The sequence below is a fragment of the Pedobacter sp. Bi126 genome, assembly GCF_918698245.1.
In the GTDB taxonomy this organism is placed as follows: Bacteria; Bacteroidota; Bacteroidia; order Sphingobacteriales; family Sphingobacteriaceae; genus Pedobacter.
The window spans coordinates 19,932-38,280 of the sequence record NZ_CAKKMS010000005.1; the positions used below are offsets into that span (position 1 = coordinate 19,932).

The window sequence follows — 18,349 nt, forward strand, 5'->3', positions numbered from 1 at the left end:
ATGGTCCCGAAGCTTAGGGATCAGCATCAATCCGGAAATAATAGAAGATAGTTCAGATTAAAATTAGAAGGGGAGAATCTTTACATGTGGATTATCCGCATATCTTAATTAAGTTTTAGGAAATATTAAAATTTATCCTTCATGCCAAAAATGCCCATTAGCCCTCCGGTATGGATGGCCAATACTTTTTCATCTTTACCAATAATTCCTTGTTTTTCCAGATCTTGAATGGCATAAAACATTTTCGCCGTATAAACAGGGTCTAGTAACAATCCGGTTTTTGCAGTAAAGGTTTTGATAAAGCTGATCAGTTCAGGGGTGGTTTTTGCATAACCTCCAAAATGATAATCAAGATAAAGTTCGAGGTGGCTCGATATGGGGGTATAATGTGCTATTTCTGCTTTGATAAATGAAGCACCCTTTAAAACGGGGATGATATGTAACTTTGTATTTAACTGTTGTTGCTGAATTCCTCTCAACAAACCTGCAGCTGTGGTTCCTGTTCCGGCAGCGCAAAAAATGTGGTCGTATGGTTCTGTTAATTCGCTGATTACCTCTGCACAACCAATAGTGGCTTCAGGTGATGCACCCCCTTCGTTTATAAAATAGGCTTGCGCATCAGACGCAAAATATTGATCAAACAATTGGTGTTTATCCCGATAACTATCACGGTCGGTAAAAATGAGTTTCATTCCAAATAAACTGCACAACAGCAACATCTCATTTTTTACTTCTTCTCCACGTACAAAAGCAGTAGCGGTTAAGCCCGATCTTGATGCTGCGGCGGCAGTTGCCACAAGGTGATTGGAATAAGCACCGCCAAAAGTGACCAGATGCGTTTTGTGATCAGCTTTAGCCTTGGCTAAAATATATTTGAGCTTACGCCATTTGTTGCCGGAAATATAAGGATCGATAAGATCATCCCTTTTAACAAACAGGTTGTTTAAAGGAGAAAAAGCTATTTTTTGTATTGGACTATATATTTCTTCGAGCACGTGTAAAAATAAAAAACACCTGAGTATTTCAGGTGTTTTAAGCATTATTATATTCGAAAATTAATTATTTGCCGATGCCAAGGCCTATACCTGCATTAACCATACTGTATTTTGCCTGAGTATATGAGCCGTAAAATTTAAAGAAACCAAATTTCAGTTGAAAGCCTAAACTACCTCTTACGCCGTCAATATCGGTTTGTTTCACCGAGATTGGATCTACATAAGTTGCATTGCTTGCACCATCTTCAAATTTATAAGTACCAAGCGCTTTTAAATTGGTGTTCGAGGTTTGGTAACCGATGCTGGCAAAAGGCGTGAAAAACATAATTTTCTTAGAAACAATGGCATCAAAATTTACGCCATTGAATTTAGCATCAATACGTTGATCTGAATTGGAAGTATTATTGATATTCAAAGGCAAATTATATTTATACTGCGTAAAACCACCGGCAATGGCAATGTCTACAGGAATCAGTTTTTCTGTTGTCGAACCCATAAATAAGGGTAAAAGTTCAACTTTTGCACCGAAGCCAATCATCGATAAACTTCCCAGGTCATCACCTAATTTAATCTTCGGCATTGCTCTCAAAGTAACATCAATGTTTTTGGGTAAACCCAAAGTGGCCTGTATCTGCGCAGAAGGCACTACATGAAACCCCACTCCCTGAGGTAAGTTGAAAAATTTACCTGTAGGAACGCCACTGCTTGTATAAATTTGCATTTTACCACCTTCATGGTCATCGCCAAATGCAGTAGGGCCTATCGATGATGCACCAGGTGCAGGTTTGATATTACTTAAGCCCAAGGTATTTACATCATAACTTCTGGCCGATTGTGGAACAAAAGCCCCGGAGACCGAAACCCTGACATCAAATTTTAAAAAACCTTTTGATTGAGCAGTGTTAGACCACCCATCGGTTAAACCCAGACCTAAACCTTTGTACAAAGGATCAAAATAGGCATTAACCAGTTTGGTCGCATCTGCTGGCCCGCCCACAAACAAGTCTCCAACATCTTGTTGGGCACTTGCTTTTTGAGCCATCACCAATAAAAATAAGGCACACAGGGCCTTTAAAGCGTAGCATTTTTTCATATAAAAAATTTAGAAAGTTTTGATTGTGAGTAAAGATAAGGCTGTTTTTTCGAAAACTGCAATCATTGAAAAATTCTTGAAGTTAAAAGTTTATTTTTGCGCCATGGAAAATGTGGTCGAATTGCAGGAATCAGAAGAGCAGGAATTATATGAACATTTAAAAATTATTGTTGATAAGGGGCAATCGCTGCTTCGTATTGATAAATTTTTGATGGTGCGTGTAGAAAATGCCTCCCGAAACCGTATTCAAAATGCAATTGATGCAGGTAATGTATTGGTTAACCAGAAACAGATAAAAGCGAGTTACAAGGTTAAACCTTATGATGAAATATCTATTGTTTTACCTCACCCACCACGCGATACCGAAGTTTATCCTGAAGATTTACCGCTTGATATCATTTACGAGGATAGTGATCTTTTGATCGTAAATAAAGCTGCGGGAATGGTTGTACACCCTGGTTTTAATAATTATACCGGAACTTTGGTTAATGCTTTGGCATTCCATTTTGAGCAACTGCCTCAGTTACCTGGCAATGATGGCCGACCAGGTTTGGTGCACCGCATTGATAAGGATACCTCAGGTTTATTGCTGATCAGTAAAAATGAAAAGTCGATTACGCACCTTGCACGTCAGTTTTTCGACCACAGCATTACTCGTAGATATATTGCACTGGTTTGGGGCGATATCGAAAATGATGGAACGGTAACCGGTTACATTGGCCGAAGTGTGAAAGACCGCCGTGTGATGGATATTTACGATGATGAAGAAAAAGGGAAATGGTCTGTAACACACTATAAAGTATTAAAGCGTTTAGGTTATGTTACTTTGATCAGTTGTGAGTTAGAAACGGGTCGTACGCACCAGATCAGGGCGCATATGCAACATATTGGTCATCCACTTTTTAACGATGCAATGTATGGTGGTGATAAGATTTTAAAAGGGACTACGTTTAATAAGTACAAACAGTTTGTAGATAATTGTTTTGAATTACTGCCCCGTCAGGCTTTACACGCGCAAAGTTTGGGTTTTATCCACCCTACTACTAAAGAGTATATGTATTTTGAATCGCCATTGCCACCCGATTTTAAAGCTGGCTTAACCAAATGGGAAAATTATATCGCTACATCATAAAATATGCTTCAGGAGTACCTTTTGTTTAATGATGAATTTCAGGCGGTAGATGCCCCGATTTTAACGGCTTCGAACAGAAGCTTTAAATTTGGCGATGGACTGTTCGAAAGCATGCGAATGATTAATAATAAGCTGCAATTTGCCGATTTACATGCCGATAGATTAACGGCTGGCATGAAAGCGCTTAAAATCGACGGTCATGCTTTAATGGACGATTATTTTCTGCGCCAAAAAACTGCCGATCTGGCCAAAAGGAACAAGTGGAATGGCAATGTCCGTTTTCGCCTTTCTGTATACAGGGGTGGAGCTGGCGTTTATACACCCGAAATTAATAAAGCAGGCTACATTTTAGAAGGTATTCCTTTAAAAGCATCCACATACGAGTTGAACAGCAAAGGTTTAATCATCGATGTTTTTGATGAAATAACTAAACCGGTTAATAAACTCTCGAATTTTAAAACAGCCAATGCGCTGCTTTATGTCATGGCCGGAATTTTTAAAAGCCAAAACCGTTTGGATGAGGCAATGATCCTGAACCAATATGGTTTTCTTTGCGAAAGTATCAGTGCCAATGTTTTTGTCGTATATAACAAACAGATTTATACGCCGTCGCTAGCTGAAGGTTGTATAAGTGGTGTAATGCGTACAGCCATTATGCAGTTGTGCAAAATGAACGATATGCCTTTAATCGAAGCGCAGATCAATCCCGAAATATTAAAAGAAGCCGAAGAAGTGTTTATTACCAACGCCACACAAGGCATTCAATGGGTAATGGGTTACGGCAGGAAGCGTTATTTTAACGAGATATCGAAGTTTTTGATTGAGAAATTGAATAATTTATAGTGCTATCACACGATTTGTAGTGCACGGTTTACCTTGGTCGTCATGCTGATCCGATAGTTATCGGATTTAGTTCAGCATCTATCATGTCCTTAAAAACTGTTCAATTTTTTGGAAAGCAATACCTGTGCTAATCGGTTAGGGCCGGTCCCGCCCTTGGCTTAATCCCGATAAATTTGCTTCACAAGACAAAGAGTTCTTAATCGGGATAACGCTGTCGGTCGGGTTTATTTAACCCTAAACAGCAGCACTTCTGTGGCCACCTAAACCCGATCAAAGCGGGATGCCAATTTCCTTCTAATTGGCAGAAGCGGGAGCGGGGGCTGAAATAACCCAAAAGCTACTGCAAATGTTTTCCAAAAAAGAATAACTTAAGTCGATCGTCATCCCGACTGAAGTGCAACGGAATGGAGGGATCTTTGAAGTTGATTCATATCCGATACAGCTAAATAGATTTCTCGACTTCGTTGCACTCCGCTCGAAATGACGTATCTTTTGTCAGTTGTCATCCCGACTGGAGTGCAACGGAATGGAGAGATCTGTATTAATTATTACAACCGCATTCCCCTTAAAAAGTCTTCGATCAGCATTCGTTTTTTTCCTTCGTACTGGATGTCTAGAAGCTTGATAAACCCATCTTTCGCAGCAAATTTTAAATAAGTTTTACCATCGGTTAAAAAACCGCCAGCAACTATACCTGGCTCTTTATCTTCTATTTCGGCCTTAAATACCTTTAAATTTTTCTCATTGAGTAAGGTAAAAGCAGTTGGGTAAGGGCTTAAACCGCGGATTAAATTATGGATAGTTTGTGCCGGCTTGTTCCAGTCGATTTTGCAATCTTCCTTAAAAATCTTCGGCGCATGTTTTAAATCGTCATTTTGCGGTTGCGGCTGTTCGGTTACATTATTGGCTTCGATAGCACGTAGTGTTTTTACCAGAAGATTTGCGCCAACAACCATCAGTTTATCATGCAACTCACCCGCAGTTTCGTCGTCGGCAATGGGCACACTATCGCTAAGAATAATATCACCGGTATCAATTTCCTGTTTAAGGAAAAACGTAGTTACACCACTTTCTTTCTCGCCATTTATAATAGCATGGTTAATGGGGGCTGCACCACGGTATTGCGGTAACAACGAACCATGTAAATTGATGGTTCCTTTAGCCGGCATAGTCCAAACTATCTCTGGTAGCATCCTAAAAGCCACTACCACTTGTAAATCGGCATGGTAAGATCTTAGTTCTTCAATAAATTCAGGATTTTTTAACTTTTCAGGCTGTAAAACAGGAATACCTTTCTCTACGGCATATTTTTTTACTGCACTTTCATTCAATTTTTGGCCACGGCCTGCAGGTTTATCTGGTGCAGTAACTACTGCAACTACATCGAAATTGGCTTGTACCAGGGCATCTAAAGAGGCTACCGCAAAATCGGGCGTACCCATAAAAACTATTTTCATAAAGAAAGTGTTGTGTTTCTAAAAATAACGTGGCTACCCACGTTTAAGTTTTGCAAAATAACTAAAAATAAACCCATACTTAAGGCAAAAAATGGTACAAGGCAAAGATGTTGTTCAGGCAAGTGGATTGGTGTACGTAACTGATACCATGCCTGGCATTTACCGTAAAGGAAAACCTGGTAAATTTTATTATGAAGATAAAGAGGGCAACAAAATTACCGAAGAGAAACATCTCGAGCGGATAAAGGCCTTAGTTATCCCACCCGCATGGCAAAATGTGTGGATTGCCAGTAAGCCAAATGCATATTTACAGGTTACGGGTATTGATGCTGCAGGCAGGAAACAATATAAATACCACGCAAAGTGGACCAGCCGCCGATCGGAGGCTAAATATTTCCGTTTATTGGAGTTTGGAAAAGCATTGCCCAATGCACGGAAAAACCTGGAAAAAGACCTCCGCAGAAAAGATTTCGATGAACGCAAAGTATTGGCCATTTCTGTAGATGTACTGCAAAAAACACTAATCCGTGTGGGTAACGAAAGTTATAAACAGCTTTACGGCTCTTTTGGCTTAACTACCCTTCGCGATAAGCATGTTAAGATCGAAGGAAGTAAAATTACCATGGATTTTGTTGGGAAAAAAGGTGTTCGGCAAAAAGTAGAGTTAAATGATCGGTCGCTGGCAAAACTAGTTAAGAAATGCAGGGACATTCCCGGACAGGAATTATTTCAGTTTTATTCGAACGGGAAAGAACATAAAAGTATCGATTCTGGCAAAATAAACGCTTACATTAAAGAAATTACAGGCGATGATTTTACGGCAAAGGATTTTAGAACCTGGGGCGGTACTTTAGAAGCGTTGCGCCAATTTTCGAAGTGCAGCGCTGATGAGGGTTTTAACTTAAACTCCAAAAAAACAATTGTAACGGTTTTAGATTGTGTAGCGAAAAAATTAGGCAATACCAGGGCTGTTTGCAAGAGTTCTTATGTATATCCGTTATTGCTCACCGCTTACGAAAACAATGAGCTTGGTAAATACATGAAAAAAATGAATAATAACAAAACAACCGGTAAATTAGGTTTAGCACACGATGAGAAAGTTTTATTGTCGTTTTTAAGAGCAAGTAGTAAATAGACAAATTGATATAAAAAATCGTCGTTTCGAGCGGACCCGATAGCTATCGGGTCCGCTCGAAAAATCTGTTTTAAACGACCGTATTAAGCTATACTCCAGTTACAATAGCCCTTTGAAAGTTATTCTTTAGGGGCCTTTTTTATCGGATGAACGGGTTGCTCTTCAAGCTCGCGCTGTTTAGCAGGGTTATTCGTTTTTGGTGCTTTATTAGGTGTGCTGTCGTTTTTATGCCTCACCGTTTTATGGTCAACAGGCTCCCTGCCTTTGGGCACTTCTTCCTGGTAATTGCTTCCTGGTTTATCACTTTTAATTTTTGGACCGCTCATAGCTAAAATGATTGAATTAGTGAATGTTTGGATGAATGAATTTTGAATAGCACATTGCCTATCAATTATCTAATAATAACAAATCGCTATCTGTTAAGTTTGAAAATAATTGCAAGGGGCAATCCAATCATTCAGTCATTCAATCCATCATTCCATCATTCAATAATCAATTGTATAGCAAATATTTCTTCCGCATGGTTTTGTACGCACTTAGTCCTGGTTCCCAGCTCGCCCTAATTTCTGCTTCACTTTTTCCGTCGATTACCTGTTGTCTGAAATCTGCCACACCAACTAACCTTTCGATAGTACCCATTTCTTTACTCAGCTTGGTGTTAAAGAAATCTTCTTTTCTTGGCGATGCCTTGTACAGTTCAATTAACCAGCTAATGTTTACCTGTTTCGATTTTACCAGTTTCGAAGTATCATAGGTTCTTAAATCTAAGCCATAACAAACCTGATCCTGAAACAATGGTGTTTCAGACATTCCTTTTATACTTTTCGGCGTAAAACTGAAATCGAATTTCCCTTTAAGGTAGGGTGCCCCAACAACAGTAAAAGGAAACATTGTTCCGCGGCCGTGGTTTAGATAGGTGCCCTCAAATAAGCAGGTAGATGGGTAAAGTAAAATAGATTGCTGCGTATTCAGGTTAGGAGAGGGTTTAACTGGTAAAATATACTCCATATCATGATGGTAATTGGCATTTTTGATAATCGTAATCTTGCATTTCACCTTATCTTTCAACCAGCCTTCGCCATTTAACATCTGTGCATATTCGCCAACCGTCAAGCCATGTGCAATAGGGATAGGTTGCACGCCAATGCCTGATTTAAATTTCGGGTCTAAAATCGGCCCATCAATTAAATAACCATTTGGATTGGGGCGATCTAAAATCAACAACGTTTTATTGTTTGCTGCACAAGCTTCCATAACGTGCTGTAAGGTATTGATATAAGTATAAAAACGAACACCAACATCTTGGATGTCAAACACCATAATGTCGATATCTGCTAAATCTTCAGCCGTTGGTGTACTGTGTTTGCCATAAAGCGAGATGGCTTTTATACCTGTTTTGGTATCAACATCATCATTAACTGTAACACCAGCGCTGGCATTGCCTCTAAAACCGTGCTCAGGACCAAATATCTTCTGAATTTTAACACCTCGTTTCAGCAGGCTATCAACCGAAGTCTGTGTACCGATAATCGATGTGGGGTTAACCACCATACCCACACGTTTTCCTTTTAAAAGCGGGAGGTATTTTTCGGTCTGTTCCGCACCGGTTTTAATTGTCGATGGCAGTTTAACATTCCTGATCATCAGTTTTCTGTTTTCAGGGCTTTTCTTTCCAAGAACTTCCTGTTCAAGTGGTTTGGGTTGTCCGCAGGCCGATAATGCAATTAAACTGGTTAAAGCAAAGCTGATGTAATTTTTCATTTTGAGTATTATTCTAATCTTCCGGTATTATAACAAAACAATTTACAATATATTTCAATTATGCTATTGGTATTTTCTTGTTACAACTTAAAAATTGATGTTTAAAGTTGGTTATTTATTTTCGAAAATGCCATTTTTAAAAAGGAATTGAGCATTTTTGTTAATACAAATTGATTAAATTGAATTTCGAATATTTCATAGCTGGGCGGATAGCCATTAAATCTGAGCGTACTTTTTCAAAACTTATCGTCCGTATTGCAATAGCAGGCGTGATGTTGAGTTTGGCTGTTATGATTCTCTCTATAGCCATTATTAAAGGCTTTAAAACTGAAATTCAGGATAAAGTAAGGGGCTATTTGGGCGATGTGCAGATTACCCGTTACGATCTGAATAATTCTTTTGAGCATTCTCCCTTCGTACTAGATGGAGAAACAAAAAAAATGCTCAAAAGCAATCCAGATATTGAATATTATTATCCTTTTGCTACAAAACCCGCTATCCTTTCGGCCAATAATGAAATTGAAGGCATTAATTTTAAAGGGATAGACAAAAACTATAAGTGGGATTACATTAAACAGCATATTATCAGCGGAACCATTATCGATTTTTCTGACAGTACGGCTGCCATGCAAGAACTGCTCATCTCGAATTATACAGCTAATCGTTTAAAACTCAAAACCGGTGATGATTTTATCATGTATTTTGTTCAAAACCAGTTGCGACCGCGTAAATTTAAAATAGTAGGCATTTACGATATTGGTGTAGAAGATATAGATAAGGGTTTTGTGCTGGGCAACCTGAATATCATTAAACGCCTGAATAACTGGGAGGCCAACGAAATTGGTGGTATAGAAATTAGGATCAATGATTTTAACAGACTTAAGCCTATTGCCAATAATATTTATGAAAAGCTTCCACGCAATTTGCGCTCGTATTCTATCGAAGAAAATTTTCCTAATATATTTACCTGGTTAGGTCTTCTTGATGTGAACACCAATGTGCTGTTAATCCTGATGTTAATTGTAGGTGTAATTAACATGGTTACGGCACTGTTAATTATGATTTTGGAGAAGACAAATATGATCGGGATGCTAAAATCGTTCGGAGCCAGCAACTGGAGCATTATGAAAATTTTCCTTTACAATGCGGCTTATTTAATTGGTATTGGCTTATTACTGGGGAATATTCTGGGCTTAGGACTTGGTTTTTTACAGCAGGCAACTCACATTTTCAAGCTTAACCAGGCCTCTTACTTTTTAGCTTATGCACCAATAGAATTTCATTTTATTGATGTGCTGCTCCTTAATATCGTTACGGTAGTGGTATGTTTAACGGTCTTGATTATCCCTTCGCTATTGATCAGCAAGGTTTCTCCGCTTAAAGCCATTAGATTTAAGTAAGGAAAAAACTTGGGTCACCGGACAGATCATTTTCCGATGCCCAAGCAAACCTAAACTTAAGCTCTTGTCAACTCAACTTTTACAGTTTGTGTGTTATCACTTTTCTGAAGCTGAGGGTATGGTGTGATGTCAATTAATTTGAGTGAATAATCTATGCCGTTAATTTTAAGGTTTGCTACACCGGCTAAGGTGCCACAATCTCCTTTGCATAAGATAATTTCCTGATCAATGTTATTAGATGTTAATTTGAAAAAAGCTTTTGCACCACCAGCGCCAATACAATCAGCATTTATTGGGCAACGGCTATCGCTAATCGATTTTAATACTAATGTAGATGCACCGATTGATTTTGACGTATTGATTTCAAATTCGTAATTCGTCGTTTTTGTTTCAGATTTTTTCTCACATCCAAAAACAAAAATAGATAAGACAATAAAGAAGAATGTTAAATTTTTCATTTAGATGAGGATTAATTGCTTCTTTTTAAAATGTATTCATAATCTACGGTAGCATAAGAGGTAGCCGGCGAAAGATCTGTTTGAGGCTTAAACCTTTTTCTAAGGGTTAAATCTACTCCGCTGCTTCTAATATCGTATTCACCGTTTAAAATCATATTCCAATCAAAATCTGCTGTCCAAACGACCTCATCGGTAAAATATCCGATCCCGTTCTTAAAATTATAGGTTCCCTTACCTCCCGATGGTTTTAGGTTAGCATCAGTACTTGGAGTAATGATGAATTTTCCATCCTGTAACGAGATTGAAATTGGTCTGGTTATCGGCACAGACCTAGCACTATTGGTAATTACCAACACACCTGTATAGTTGCCATCCAATAAAACATCCACGGTTGTAGATTTTTTACAGCCTAATGATAGGATCAGGGCAAAAAGGAAAATACAGATTTGAACTTTCATACCCCTTAAACGGAGTTCAAAATGAAAACGCTACACTTAAATTGAAATCCAGTCTATACCTTGTGTATTATGGATAAATTCAGTCCTTGGTTCGAGGTTTAAATATGGATAAGTGACTTTCGAAAGGTATAAGCCTGTTGGGTGAGCGGGTAATGATAGTTTTGGGGATTGCAGAGTAATCAGTCCGCTTTCAAATTCATCAAAGCTAAGTTCTCCTTTGCCAACCATGAGCATTTTACCCATAATAATGCGGATCATTTTGCCCAAAAAGCGATTGCTGGCAATATGAAACCTCAGCCTGTCGCCTTTTGGATTTACAAATAAATCGGTTTCCATTACATTGCAGATGGTATGCTCATATTTATCAGGATGCGTACAAAAAGCCCTATAATCTTTGTATTGGGGTAGTAGTTTTACAACGGCTTTCATTTTATCAAAATCTAAATTGTTTAATTGATAAAAGGAACTTTGGGTGCTTAAAAAAGGATCTTTATAGGTATGGATAAAATAATCATATTTCCGTTGTACAGCATCAAACCGGGCATGCGGTTTCCCCTCCATTTTAATAATGTCGAATACTGCGATATTATAAGGTAAGGCTTTATTCAGGATGTAAAGCAGATCGAAATCAATCTCTTTTTCAATATCGGTATGAAAAAAAAACTGACTGGCATGTACATGCGCATCTGTTCGCCCACAGCCGTTAATCGCAATCGGCGATTTTAGAATCTTCGATAGGGTTTGTTCAATAACTTCCTGAACGCTTTTTACCCCAGGCTGTTTTTGCCATCCACTAAAGTACTGGCCTTGATAGGCAATGTGAAAGAAATACCTCATTTTTCAGCTGCAATTTTACGGAAATTTTAGCAGCAGGAATATTAAATCATACTTTTGTGTGGTAAATTTAATTATGGATTTAATAAACTGTCCTTGCGGGAGTGGAGCTGCGTTTAGCCATTGTTGCCAGCCTTATCATTTAAAAGTGAAGGTAGCATCAACTGCAGAGGCCTTAATGCGTTCCAGATATTCGGCTTTTGTAGTAGCTGATGCTGCTTATCTTTATGACACCATGCATAGCAGTAAAAGAAAAGGGCATTCGAAAAATGCTTATCTAAGCAGTGCAAAAAACACCAAATGGCTAAAACTCGAAATTATTTTTTCTGATTTTGATGTCGTTGAGTTTAAGGCCTATTATCTGAATAAAAAGTTCCAAACAGAAGTATTGCATGAAAAATCGAATTTCAGGTTAGAAGATGGGAAATGGTATTATGTGGATGGAGAATTTTATGAATAAGAACGAAATCGCAAAATTCATACAAAATTTGCGATTCCATTCGCAGAATTAATATAAAATTTGCGATTTTACTCCTTATGGCTATATTTTCTTTGCCTCATTCCAATATACATCCATCTCTGCTAGTGTCATATCAGCCAGGGCTTTTCCATTTTCTTTTGCTTTGGTTTCGAGATACTGAAAACGTTTGATAAATTTTTTATTGGTTTTCTCCAATGCATTTTCAGGATTGATGTTAATGAAACGTGCATAATTGATCAAAGAGAAAAGTACATCGCCAAATTCTGATTCTGCTTTTTCGATATCGATGGCCGTATTATCGGCAACGTTAAATTCAGTTTTAAACTCCTGTAATTCTTCTTCTACTTTTTCCCAAACCTGATTTTTATCTTCCCAATCGAAGCCTACGCCGCGGGCCTTTTCCTGAATGCGGGCAGCCTTAACCAAAGCTGGTAACGAAGATGGAACACCGGCCAGAACCGATTTGTTGCCTTCTTTGAGTTTAATCTGCTCCCAGTTGCGTTTTACATCTTCTTCGTTCTGCACCTCAACATCGCCATAAATATGTGGATGTCGGTTTACCAGTTTATCGCAAACCCCGTTTAAAACATCTGTAATATTAAAATCATTGGTTTCGGAAGCAATTCTAGAATAAAAAACCAAATGCATCATCACATCGCCAAGTTCCTTTTTAATTTCGTTTAAGTCGCCCTCTAAAATGGCGTCGCTCAATTCGTAAGTTTCCTCTATCGTTAAGTGGCGCAATGTTTCCATGGTCTGTTTTTTATCCCAGGGACATTGTGTACGCAATGTATCTAAAACGGTGAGTAATCGTGTAAAGGCATCAGCTGGATTATTGGCACTGGCAGGAATTGGATTGTTAGGCATATTTATGGTTGAGCTATATTTATCGAACGCTAAAGTACCAAACCCAAGCGATTAAGAAAAGCTGAAAGGGTATTCTGAACCATAAATATTTTGGTCCCGGCCCTGGCTTATGCAAATCTTCATAATTGATGCGGTGTTTGGCAGCGTAAATATTGGCAGGTAAAATAGCAATGTAAAAAATAATCAGGGCTATCCCGGTAAAATACCTGGTGCTTTCAATAGCCAGGCCAATGGCAAATAAGATTTCCAAGACACCTGTTAAAAGCACAATTTCTACTTTTTTAGGAATAAACAGGGGAACCATAGCAGCCATGCTGGTTTTAAACTTGAAATGCCCTATAGCTGTAAAAAGTAACATCACGCCCATGGCGATATTGCCTGCAAAAATATTTCCTTTATCAAATGTGGTATGGCCGCCAAAAGCTAATAGGGCGATATAAACGATAAGTAATACAAATAAAGGTTTCATTTATTATAATTTTTACTTACTTGATCAAATTAAAGGCTATTAAAATCGTTGCTATGAATAAGATAACCAAGCCTGATAGAAAGACAAAATCGGCAACTTTTTCTAACTTTTGACTTGTGTTTCTTTCTCTTCTCATAGAGATAAAAGATAAGATACAGCTGGTCATAAAAAACATTACGGCAGCTACGGCAAATTCATCAATTATGGAACCATCGGTAAGTGCGAGTTTTTTTAAAGAAGTAAGCACAATAAAGCAGATGCCCAACAGATTGGCAGAAGTGCTTAAAATATGAGGCGATCTATTTTCGGCCATACTAATCCTTTTCTTCTAATTTAATTTTTTTCGTAATGCGGTAAACGCGTTTCTTTTTGTCGGGCTTATGCTCTTCTCCCATTAAAATGCCCCAAGGTTTTAAATTATCCACTCTATCGAAGATTATTTTTAATATGGCCAGATAAGGGATACATAAAAACATGCCCGATATCCCCCAGATCATTTCGCCAACTACAATACCAATAAAGGCAAAGAGTGCATTAATTTTTACTTTCGAACCCACTACCAGCGGCATTAGCACATTTCCATCTATCGCATGTACGCCAACAAAAACAATCAAAACCAGAAGTACTTTACCTGCCCCTGCTGTTGCAAAAGTAATCAGGCAGCTTATTAACAGCGCAAAAAATATCCCCAAATAAGGAACCACGTTAAAAATACCGGCCACCAGGCCTAACAGAACCGCATATTTAACACCTAATAAGCTCAGTACGGTAATCATTAATACCGTAACAATAAGCATCTGCAGAAATAAACCGATGATGTATTTTTTAATGATATATTGAATCTGACTAACAATTTCAGAAACTTTTTCTTTGTGTTCTTCTTTAAAAACAGCCGTTAAGAAAGTGAATAAAACACGGCGGTAATTTAAAATGAAGAAGGTGAACAAAAGTGTGAAACCCAAAAATAATAGGGTAGAAGATAGTGTGGCCAAGGTTGTAGCAACAATTGCAGCACTGGTAGCCAAAGCTTTTTCGGTACTATCATTTAAATAATCGAGTTGTTTCTGAGAATTTACACCAAAGGTATGCGAAATCCATTTCTGCAGTTCGTGGTACGAAACATTGGCTTTCTCTTTTAACAATGGCCAATCGGCCCATAAATCGCTCAACTGATTGCCGAAAAAATATATAATTCCACCAATTACAGCGATCATTAGCACTACTGAAACAAGCGTGGATAAACTTCGTTTAAACTTAAATTTCTGCTCTAAAAAATTGCCCACGGGCAACAATAAAATTGCCATTAAAAAAGAGAAAAGCAGCGGTGCCAACAACGATTGCCCTAAAATGGCGATATAGGTTAAGCTTATTAAACAGAAAAGAACCAAGGCAAGCTTGGGGAGGAACGATAATTTGTCTTTCATATAATTTTAAATCCTGTTTAATACAAAATGCCCGATTAATTGTTTCACCAATCGGGCATTTAAATATAAGAGATTATTTTTAATAGATACTCGCTTTGTCTAAAAGTGAAATATCTTCTGGCGATAATTTCAAATTCGCTGCATCCGTAAAAGACTTCAACTGGCTTAAATCCGTAACGCTTGCAATCGGCGCTGTAATTGAGGGATGATAAATTAACCAGGCTAGGGCTACCGAAGCCGGCTCAACATGGTGTTTTTCAGCAACCTCATCCAATGCCGCTAAAATTTTAAAGCCACGTTCATTCAGAAATTTTTTAACGCCGCCGCCACGCTGGCTTTTATTTAAATCATCTTCGCTGCGGTATTTTCCTGTTAAAAATCCGCTGGCCAATGAATAATAGGTTACTACGCCCAAGCCATAATCCAGACAGATTTTTTCGTGCTCCTGTTCAAAGTTTTCTCTATCATAGAGGTTGTATCCTGGTTGGTAAACTTCGTAACGAGGCAGACCGTGTTCAGTAGCATAAATCAAAGATTCTTTTAACCGCTCAGCAGAAAAGTTTGATGCGCCGATCCACCGTACTTTGCCTGCTTTAATTAAAGTTTCGTAAGCACTTAAGGTTTCTTCGACTGGGGTATTTTCATCATCGTAATGAGAGAAATAGAGGTCGATATAATCTGTCTGAAGTCGCGCTAAAGAATGTTCTACTTCGTTTATAATATAATCTCTCTTTAACGATTTACCCTGGCCCATATCAGAACCTACCTTTGTTGCAATAATTACGTCGTGGCGTTTGTTGTGTTGTTTAAGCCAATTGCCGATGATTGTTTCTGATTCTCCACCTTTATTTCCGGGTGCCCAACGCGAATATACATCGGCAGTATCGATAAAGTTAAATCCATTTTCTACAAACTGGTTTAATATTTCAAACGATTTTTGCTCATCGATTGTCCAGCCAAATACGTTTCCTCCAAATATAATGGGTGCAATATTTAAATCGGTTTTTCCTAAGATTCTTTTTTCCATGATATGAATGTTAATATTATGCTAACAAATTATATGGACTGAGGTTTGGTGCAGAAGTCTGAATTATGTCAGTAGTTTTTTGGAAAGCAGTCAACCACCAATTTTAAAGTTATTTCTTTCGGTCGGTTTATTTTAGTCAGTTCATTGCCGAGGCAGGATAAGCGCGAGCCAAAGCAATTTTTCTCCATAGATTAAAATGCGCTCTTTTTTTAGAAAAGCAAAGGCTGTAGTGCTTCGGTTAAACCCGTCCCGCCCTTTGCTTAATCCCGATAGATAAACCAATAAATAAAATAATACTTAAATCGGGATAACGCTGTCGGTCGGGTTTATTTTACCACAGATAGTAGCACTGTTTTAGCCACCTAAACCCGATCGAAGCGAGATGCCGATATTTCATCGGCAGAAGCGGGAGCGGGACTGCAGAGAGCCAATAGCTTCTATTAAGCTTTCCACAAAAAGAACCTTAAGTTAGGGTATGTTTTAGCTTTTTAAACAACAAATCATTATCCGACGGCTATCGGATGCGAGGCTGGACAAGGGCGTGCCGAACCTTATGCCCTCAACCTTTTAACCTTCAACCTTTGATGGCCCTAAGCATTTCCCTTTTCCCTGGAGCACCAGGTAATTTTTCGATGGTAAATCCGCAGGCTTTAACGGCTCTTTTCAGCTTTCCGGTAATGGCGTAGGTAACAAAAGTTCCGCCTAATTTTAAGAAACTGCAGGCATGTCCAATAATTTCATCACTCCACATTTCGGGCTGGTGCTGCACAGAAAAGGCATCGTAATAAATCACATCAAATTTTTGGTCGCTTTGGTATTCGGCCAAGGTAGTATGCGGAATTTCCAAGGTGCAAAGCGAAGTTAATTTTTGAGGTGTTTTTAACGCTTCAGGGTAATTTGAAATAAAATCGGCCCATATTATTTCGGGAACATATGCAGCGTAACCTGTTTGCTCAATTACTGCTGTAGTGAGCGGAAAGGCTTCGATACTGGTATAGTTAAGTTTAATGTTATTTGCAGCACAATATTCGAAACTTAAAATAAAGTTCAGTCCCGTGCCGAAACCAACTTCCAAAATGGAAAGTTCAGTTAAATTAGTTGAAGCGAATTTTAATCCTGCATCAATAAATACGTGTCTGCTTTCCTGTAATGCGCCATGTTTACTGTGGTAATGTTCGCCTATAGTTTCATTGTAAAGTGTATTCGAACCATCAGCAGTAGGCGTTATAATGTTCATGAGCTAGGATTTTAAGGATTGTTGGATTTAAAGATTATGATGCAAATATAGATATAGGATTAATGTGATTTTTGGATTTCAAGATCATGATGTAAATATAGATACAGGATTAATATGATTCTTGGATTTCAAGATCGTAGTGCAAATATAGATATAGGATTAATATGATTTTTGGATTTCAGGATCATGGTGTAGACATGAACGCAGCATTTAAACGATTTCTGGATTTAGGGATAAATTAGCCAGAGATAGGAGGTGAAGTTAAACCGCTTTAGTCCTTAGTTTTTTAGTTTTAGTCTTCGTACCCCGACTTCTGAATTTTCTCTTTGTCCTTTCAGCTTTAACCTTTTGTTCTTAGCTTTGGTCTTACCCTAAACCCTAAACCCTAAACCCTAAACCCTAAAAATGGATATTGAATCTTTCAGAGAATATTGTTTGAATTTACCTGGTACAACCGAGGGAATGAAATGGGGCCATTTGTGCTTCATGATTGAAGAAAAAATGTATTTCATTATCGCTATTGATGAAGATAACAGTTTCTCTATAAAGTGTGATCCCGAAGAGTTTGATGCATTAACGGCCAGAGATGGCATACAACAGGCACACCATATGGCTAAACGACAATGGATCCGTGTTGATAATCTGGAGGTGTTTAACGAAACAGAACTGAAAAAAAGGGTGGCCGATTCGAGGGCGATGGTTTTAGCTAAATTACCTAAAAAAACACAGGCAAAGTACGCTTAAGTTCTGCCATAGAAGCATTAAAGCAGCGGATATCTTCAATGTAAGATTTTTATACAAGTTTCTTTAAGGCCATGATGTAGCCGATGTGCATACCCTCGTGGAAAGGGATAAAGTTTATTGCATCTTCTATTGAGTTTAATTTCATGCCATAACGTTTATCCCAAGGGTCGAATTTTAGAAAAATATCACTCGAATAATCAGATGCTAAACGATCCATACTGTTTAAGAGTGCGTCGAAAATAGAATTGATCTCTTCCTGTCCAATAAACTTTTCAGGCTTTGTTCCGCTTAAAAAAGGGCTGAAATATTTTTCCTCAACAGTTATCTCAAGTCCAGATCTTATATAACACATGTTTTGTTGCGTTGCAGTTAAATGCGCAATATTCCAGATAATATTATTGTTAAAACCTGTAGGGATTTTATTTAACTGTTCAGTGCTCAAATCTTTTACCAGTTCCAATATGAAAGCCCTGGTATTTTTAATCTGGGTGATGGTGGCAAGTGTATTAGGCATTAATTATTTTATAGACAGTA

General features: G+C 38.1%; 21 protein-coding genes. 6 read left to right on the plus strand and 15 right to left on the minus strand.

The window, feature by feature from the left end; translation table 11 throughout:
• Window positions 1–125 precede the first annotated feature (125 nt).
• Together LQ201_RS18795 and LQ201_RS18800 are read right to left on the minus strand one after the other, a co-directional pair.
• Complete coding sequence (locus tag LQ201_RS18795) at window positions 126–1,040, minus strand: 1-aminocyclopropane-1-carboxylate deaminase/D-cysteine desulfhydrase (RefSeq protein WP_230144836.1); 915 nt, start codon at window positions 1,038–1,040, stop codon at window positions 126–128.
• Between the two features lie 19 nt (window positions 1,041–1,059).
• Window positions 1,060–2,088, minus strand: a complete 1,029-nt coding sequence (locus LQ201_RS18800) for a DUF6588 family protein (protein WP_230144837.1) — start codon at window positions 2,086–2,088, stop codon at window positions 1,060–1,062.
• Window positions 2,089–2,191: 103 nt separating this feature from the next.
• On the opposite strand from LQ201_RS18800, the gene LQ201_RS18805 reads away from it, so the two are divergent.
• A complete protein-coding gene (locus LQ201_RS18805) occupies window positions 2,192–3,220 on the plus strand; it encodes an RluA family pseudouridine synthase (RefSeq protein ID WP_230145367.1) in 1,029 nt (342 codons plus the stop codon).
• 3 nt (window positions 3,221–3,223) lie between these two features.
• Window positions 3,224–4,063, plus strand: a complete 840-nt coding sequence (locus LQ201_RS18810; RefSeq protein WP_230144838.1) for an aminotransferase class IV — start codon at window positions 3,224–3,226, stop codon at window positions 4,061–4,063.
• Between the two features lie 548 nt (window positions 4,064–4,611).
• On the opposite strand, the gene fmt is transcribed toward LQ201_RS18810, so the two are convergent.
• The gene (gene fmt / locus LQ201_RS18815) at window positions 4,612–5,520 is read right to left on the minus strand and encodes a methionyl-tRNA formyltransferase (RefSeq protein ID WP_230144839.1); all 909 of its coding nucleotides are present in this window, start codon (window positions 5,518–5,520) and stop codon (window positions 4,612–4,614) included.
• A 91-nt stretch (window positions 5,521–5,611) separates the two neighbouring features.
• On the opposite strand from fmt, the gene LQ201_RS18820 reads away from it, so the two are divergent.
• The gene (locus LQ201_RS18820) at window positions 5,612–6,655 is read left to right on the plus strand and encodes a DNA topoisomerase IB (RefSeq protein ID WP_230144840.1); all 1,044 of its coding nucleotides are present in this window, start codon (window positions 5,612–5,614) and stop codon (window positions 6,653–6,655) included.
• A 119-nt stretch (window positions 6,656–6,774) separates the two neighbouring features.
• Here the strand turns inward: LQ201_RS18820 and LQ201_RS18825 are convergent, their stop codons facing one another.
• Both LQ201_RS18825 and LQ201_RS18830 read right to left on the minus strand, forming a co-directional pair.
• Window positions 6,775–6,981: a hypothetical protein gene (locus LQ201_RS18825; RefSeq protein ID WP_029279784.1), complete on the minus strand. Its 207-nt coding sequence runs from the start codon at window positions 6,979–6,981 to the stop codon at window positions 6,775–6,777.
• 166 nt (window positions 6,982–7,147) lie between these two features.
• The gene (locus LQ201_RS18830; protein ID WP_230144841.1) at window positions 7,148–8,416 is read right to left on the minus strand and encodes an exo-beta-N-acetylmuramidase NamZ domain-containing protein; all 1,269 of its coding nucleotides are present in this window, start codon (window positions 8,414–8,416) and stop codon (window positions 7,148–7,150) included.
• A 179-nt stretch (window positions 8,417–8,595) separates the two neighbouring features.
• Between LQ201_RS18830 and LQ201_RS18835 the strand changes: the two genes are divergently transcribed.
• Complete coding sequence (locus LQ201_RS18835) at window positions 8,596–9,816, plus strand: FtsX-like permease family protein (protein WP_230144842.1); 1,221 nt, start codon at window positions 8,596–8,598, stop codon at window positions 9,814–9,816.
• A 56-nt stretch (window positions 9,817–9,872) separates the two neighbouring features.
• On the opposite strand, the gene LQ201_RS18840 is transcribed toward LQ201_RS18835, so the two are convergent.
• Genes LQ201_RS18840 through LQ201_RS18850 form a run of 3 tightly spaced genes read right to left on the minus strand, consistent with a single transcriptional unit; the run spans window position 9,873 to window position 11,569 of the window.
• Complete coding sequence (locus LQ201_RS18840; protein WP_230144843.1) at window positions 9,873–10,274, minus strand: hypothetical protein; 402 nt, start codon at window positions 10,272–10,274, stop codon at window positions 9,873–9,875.
• Window positions 10,275–10,285: 11 nt separating this feature from the next.
• Window positions 10,286–10,732, minus strand: coding sequence for a hypothetical protein (locus tag LQ201_RS18845; RefSeq protein WP_230144844.1), 447 nt, complete (start codon window positions 10,730–10,732; stop codon window positions 10,286–10,288).
• 36 nt (window positions 10,733–10,768) lie between these two features.
• Window positions 10,769–11,569 carry a tRNA pseudouridine(38-40) synthase TruA gene (locus tag LQ201_RS18850; protein WP_230144845.1) on the minus strand — a complete coding sequence of 267 codons (801 nt, stop codon included), beginning with the start codon at window positions 11,567–11,569 and terminating at the stop codon, window positions 10,769–10,771.
• Between the two features lie 73 nt (window positions 11,570–11,642).
• Between LQ201_RS18850 and LQ201_RS18855 the strand changes: the two genes are divergently transcribed.
• Complete coding sequence (locus LQ201_RS18855) at window positions 11,643–12,026, plus strand: YchJ family protein (protein ID WP_230144846.1); 384 nt, start codon at window positions 11,643–11,645, stop codon at window positions 12,024–12,026.
• An 81-nt stretch (window positions 12,027–12,107) separates the two neighbouring features.
• On the opposite strand, the gene mazG is transcribed toward LQ201_RS18855, so the two are convergent.
• The 6 genes from mazG to mnmD all read right to left on the minus strand — a co-directional run bounded on the left by mazG (window position 12,108) and on the right by mnmD (window position 17,071).
• Window positions 12,108–12,914, minus strand: a complete 807-nt coding sequence (mazG, locus tag LQ201_RS18860; RefSeq protein ID WP_230144847.1) for a nucleoside triphosphate pyrophosphohydrolase — start codon at window positions 12,912–12,914, stop codon at window positions 12,108–12,110.
• Window positions 12,915–12,933: 19 nt separating this feature from the next.
• Window positions 12,934–13,383 carry a hypothetical protein gene (locus LQ201_RS18865; protein ID WP_230144848.1) on the minus strand — a complete coding sequence of 150 codons (450 nt, stop codon included), beginning with the start codon at window positions 13,381–13,383 and terminating at the stop codon, window positions 12,934–12,936.
• 16 nt (window positions 13,384–13,399) lie between these two features.
• Window positions 13,400–13,696, minus strand: a complete 297-nt coding sequence (locus LQ201_RS18870; RefSeq protein ID WP_215130811.1) for a hypothetical protein — start codon at window positions 13,694–13,696, stop codon at window positions 13,400–13,402.
• A 1-nt stretch (window position 13,697) separates the two neighbouring features.
• On the minus strand, window positions 13,698–14,807 hold the full coding sequence (locus LQ201_RS18875) for an AI-2E family transporter (protein ID WP_230144849.1): 1,110 nt from the start codon (window positions 14,805–14,807) through the stop codon (window positions 13,698–13,700).
• A 79-nt stretch (window positions 14,808–14,886) separates the two neighbouring features.
• Entirely contained in the window at window positions 14,887–15,834 is a 948-nt protein-coding gene (locus LQ201_RS18880; protein ID WP_230144850.1) for an aldo/keto reductase, read from the minus strand.
• Window positions 15,835–16,408: 574 nt separating this feature from the next.
• Window positions 16,409–17,071: a tRNA (5-methylaminomethyl-2-thiouridine)(34)-methyltransferase MnmD gene (mnmD, locus tag LQ201_RS18885; RefSeq protein WP_230144851.1), complete on the minus strand. Its 663-nt coding sequence runs from the start codon at window positions 17,069–17,071 to the stop codon at window positions 16,409–16,411.
• A gap of 405 nt (window positions 17,072–17,476) precedes the next feature.
• Between mnmD and LQ201_RS18890 the strand changes: the two genes are divergently transcribed.
• Window positions 17,477–17,815, plus strand: a complete 339-nt coding sequence (locus tag LQ201_RS18890) for an MmcQ/YjbR family DNA-binding protein (RefSeq protein ID WP_029279813.1) — start codon at window positions 17,477–17,479, stop codon at window positions 17,813–17,815.
• 49 nt (window positions 17,816–17,864) lie between these two features.
• Here LQ201_RS18890 and LQ201_RS18895 read toward each other — a convergent pair whose 3' ends face one another.
• Window positions 17,865–18,329 (minus strand): DinB family protein, encoded by a 465-nt coding sequence (locus LQ201_RS18895; RefSeq protein WP_230144852.1) that lies wholly within the window; start codon window positions 18,327–18,329, stop codon window positions 17,865–17,867.
• Window positions 18,330–18,349 lie beyond the last annotated feature (20 nt).

Coding starts and splice junctions, on each gene's coding strand:
- LQ201_RS18850 (WP_230144845.1), bottom strand. CDS start 11,569: ATGAGGTATTTCTTTCACATTGCCTATCAAGGCCAGTACTTTAGTGGA.
- LQ201_RS18825 (WP_029279784.1), bottom strand. CDS start 6,981: ATGAGCGGTCCAAAAATTAAAAGTGATAAACCAGGAAGCAATTACCAG.
- LQ201_RS18845 (WP_230144844.1), bottom strand. CDS start 10,732: ATGAAAGTTCAAATCTGTATTTTCCTTTTTGCCCTGATCCTATCATTA.
- LQ201_RS18865 (WP_230144848.1), bottom strand. CDS start 13,383: ATGAAACCTTTATTTGTATTACTTATCGTTTATATCGCCCTATTAGCT.
- LQ201_RS18855 (WP_230144846.1), top strand. CDS start 11,643: ATGGATTTAATAAACTGTCCTTGCGGGAGTGGAGCTGCGTTTAGCCAT.
- fmt (WP_230144839.1), bottom strand. CDS start 5,520: ATGAAAATAGTTTTTATGGGTACGCCCGATTTTGCGGTAGCCTCTTTA.
- LQ201_RS18875 (WP_230144849.1), bottom strand. CDS start 14,807: ATGAAAGACAAATTATCGTTCCTCCCCAAGCTTGCCTTGGTTCTTTTC.
- mazG (WP_230144847.1), bottom strand. CDS start 12,914: ATGCCTAACAATCCAATTCCTGCCAGTGCCAATAATCCAGCTGATGCC.
- LQ201_RS18810 (WP_230144838.1), top strand. CDS start 3,224: ATGCTTCAGGAGTACCTTTTGTTTAATGATGAATTTCAGGCGGTAGAT.
- LQ201_RS18820 (WP_230144840.1), top strand. CDS start 5,612: ATGGTACAAGGCAAAGATGTTGTTCAGGCAAGTGGATTGGTGTACGTA.
- LQ201_RS18890 (WP_029279813.1), top strand. CDS start 17,477: ATGGATATTGAATCTTTCAGAGAATATTGTTTGAATTTACCTGGTACA.
- LQ201_RS18805 (WP_230145367.1), top strand. CDS start 2,192: ATGGAAAATGTGGTCGAATTGCAGGAATCAGAAGAGCAGGAATTATAT.
- LQ201_RS18870 (WP_215130811.1), bottom strand. CDS start 13,696: ATGGCCGAAAATAGATCGCCTCATATTTTAAGCACTTCTGCCAATCTG.
- LQ201_RS18880 (WP_230144850.1), bottom strand. CDS start 15,834: ATGGAAAAAAGAATCTTAGGAAAAACCGATTTAAATATTGCACCCATT.
- LQ201_RS18840 (WP_230144843.1), bottom strand. CDS start 10,274: ATGAAAAATTTAACATTCTTCTTTATTGTCTTATCTATTTTTGTTTTT.
- mnmD (WP_230144851.1), bottom strand. CDS start 17,071: ATGAACATTATAACGCCTACTGCTGATGGTTCGAATACACTTTACAAT.
- LQ201_RS18800 (WP_230144837.1), bottom strand. CDS start 2,088: ATGAAAAAATGCTACGCTTTAAAGGCCCTGTGTGCCTTATTTTTATTG.
- LQ201_RS18795 (WP_230144836.1), bottom strand. CDS start 1,040: ATGCTTAAAACACCTGAAATACTCAGGTGTTTTTTATTTTTACACGTG.
- LQ201_RS18830 (WP_230144841.1), bottom strand. CDS start 8,416: ATGAAAAATTACATCAGCTTTGCTTTAACCAGTTTAATTGCATTATCG.
- LQ201_RS18895 (WP_230144852.1), bottom strand. CDS start 18,329: ATGCCTAATACACTTGCCACCATCACCCAGATTAAAAATACCAGGGCT.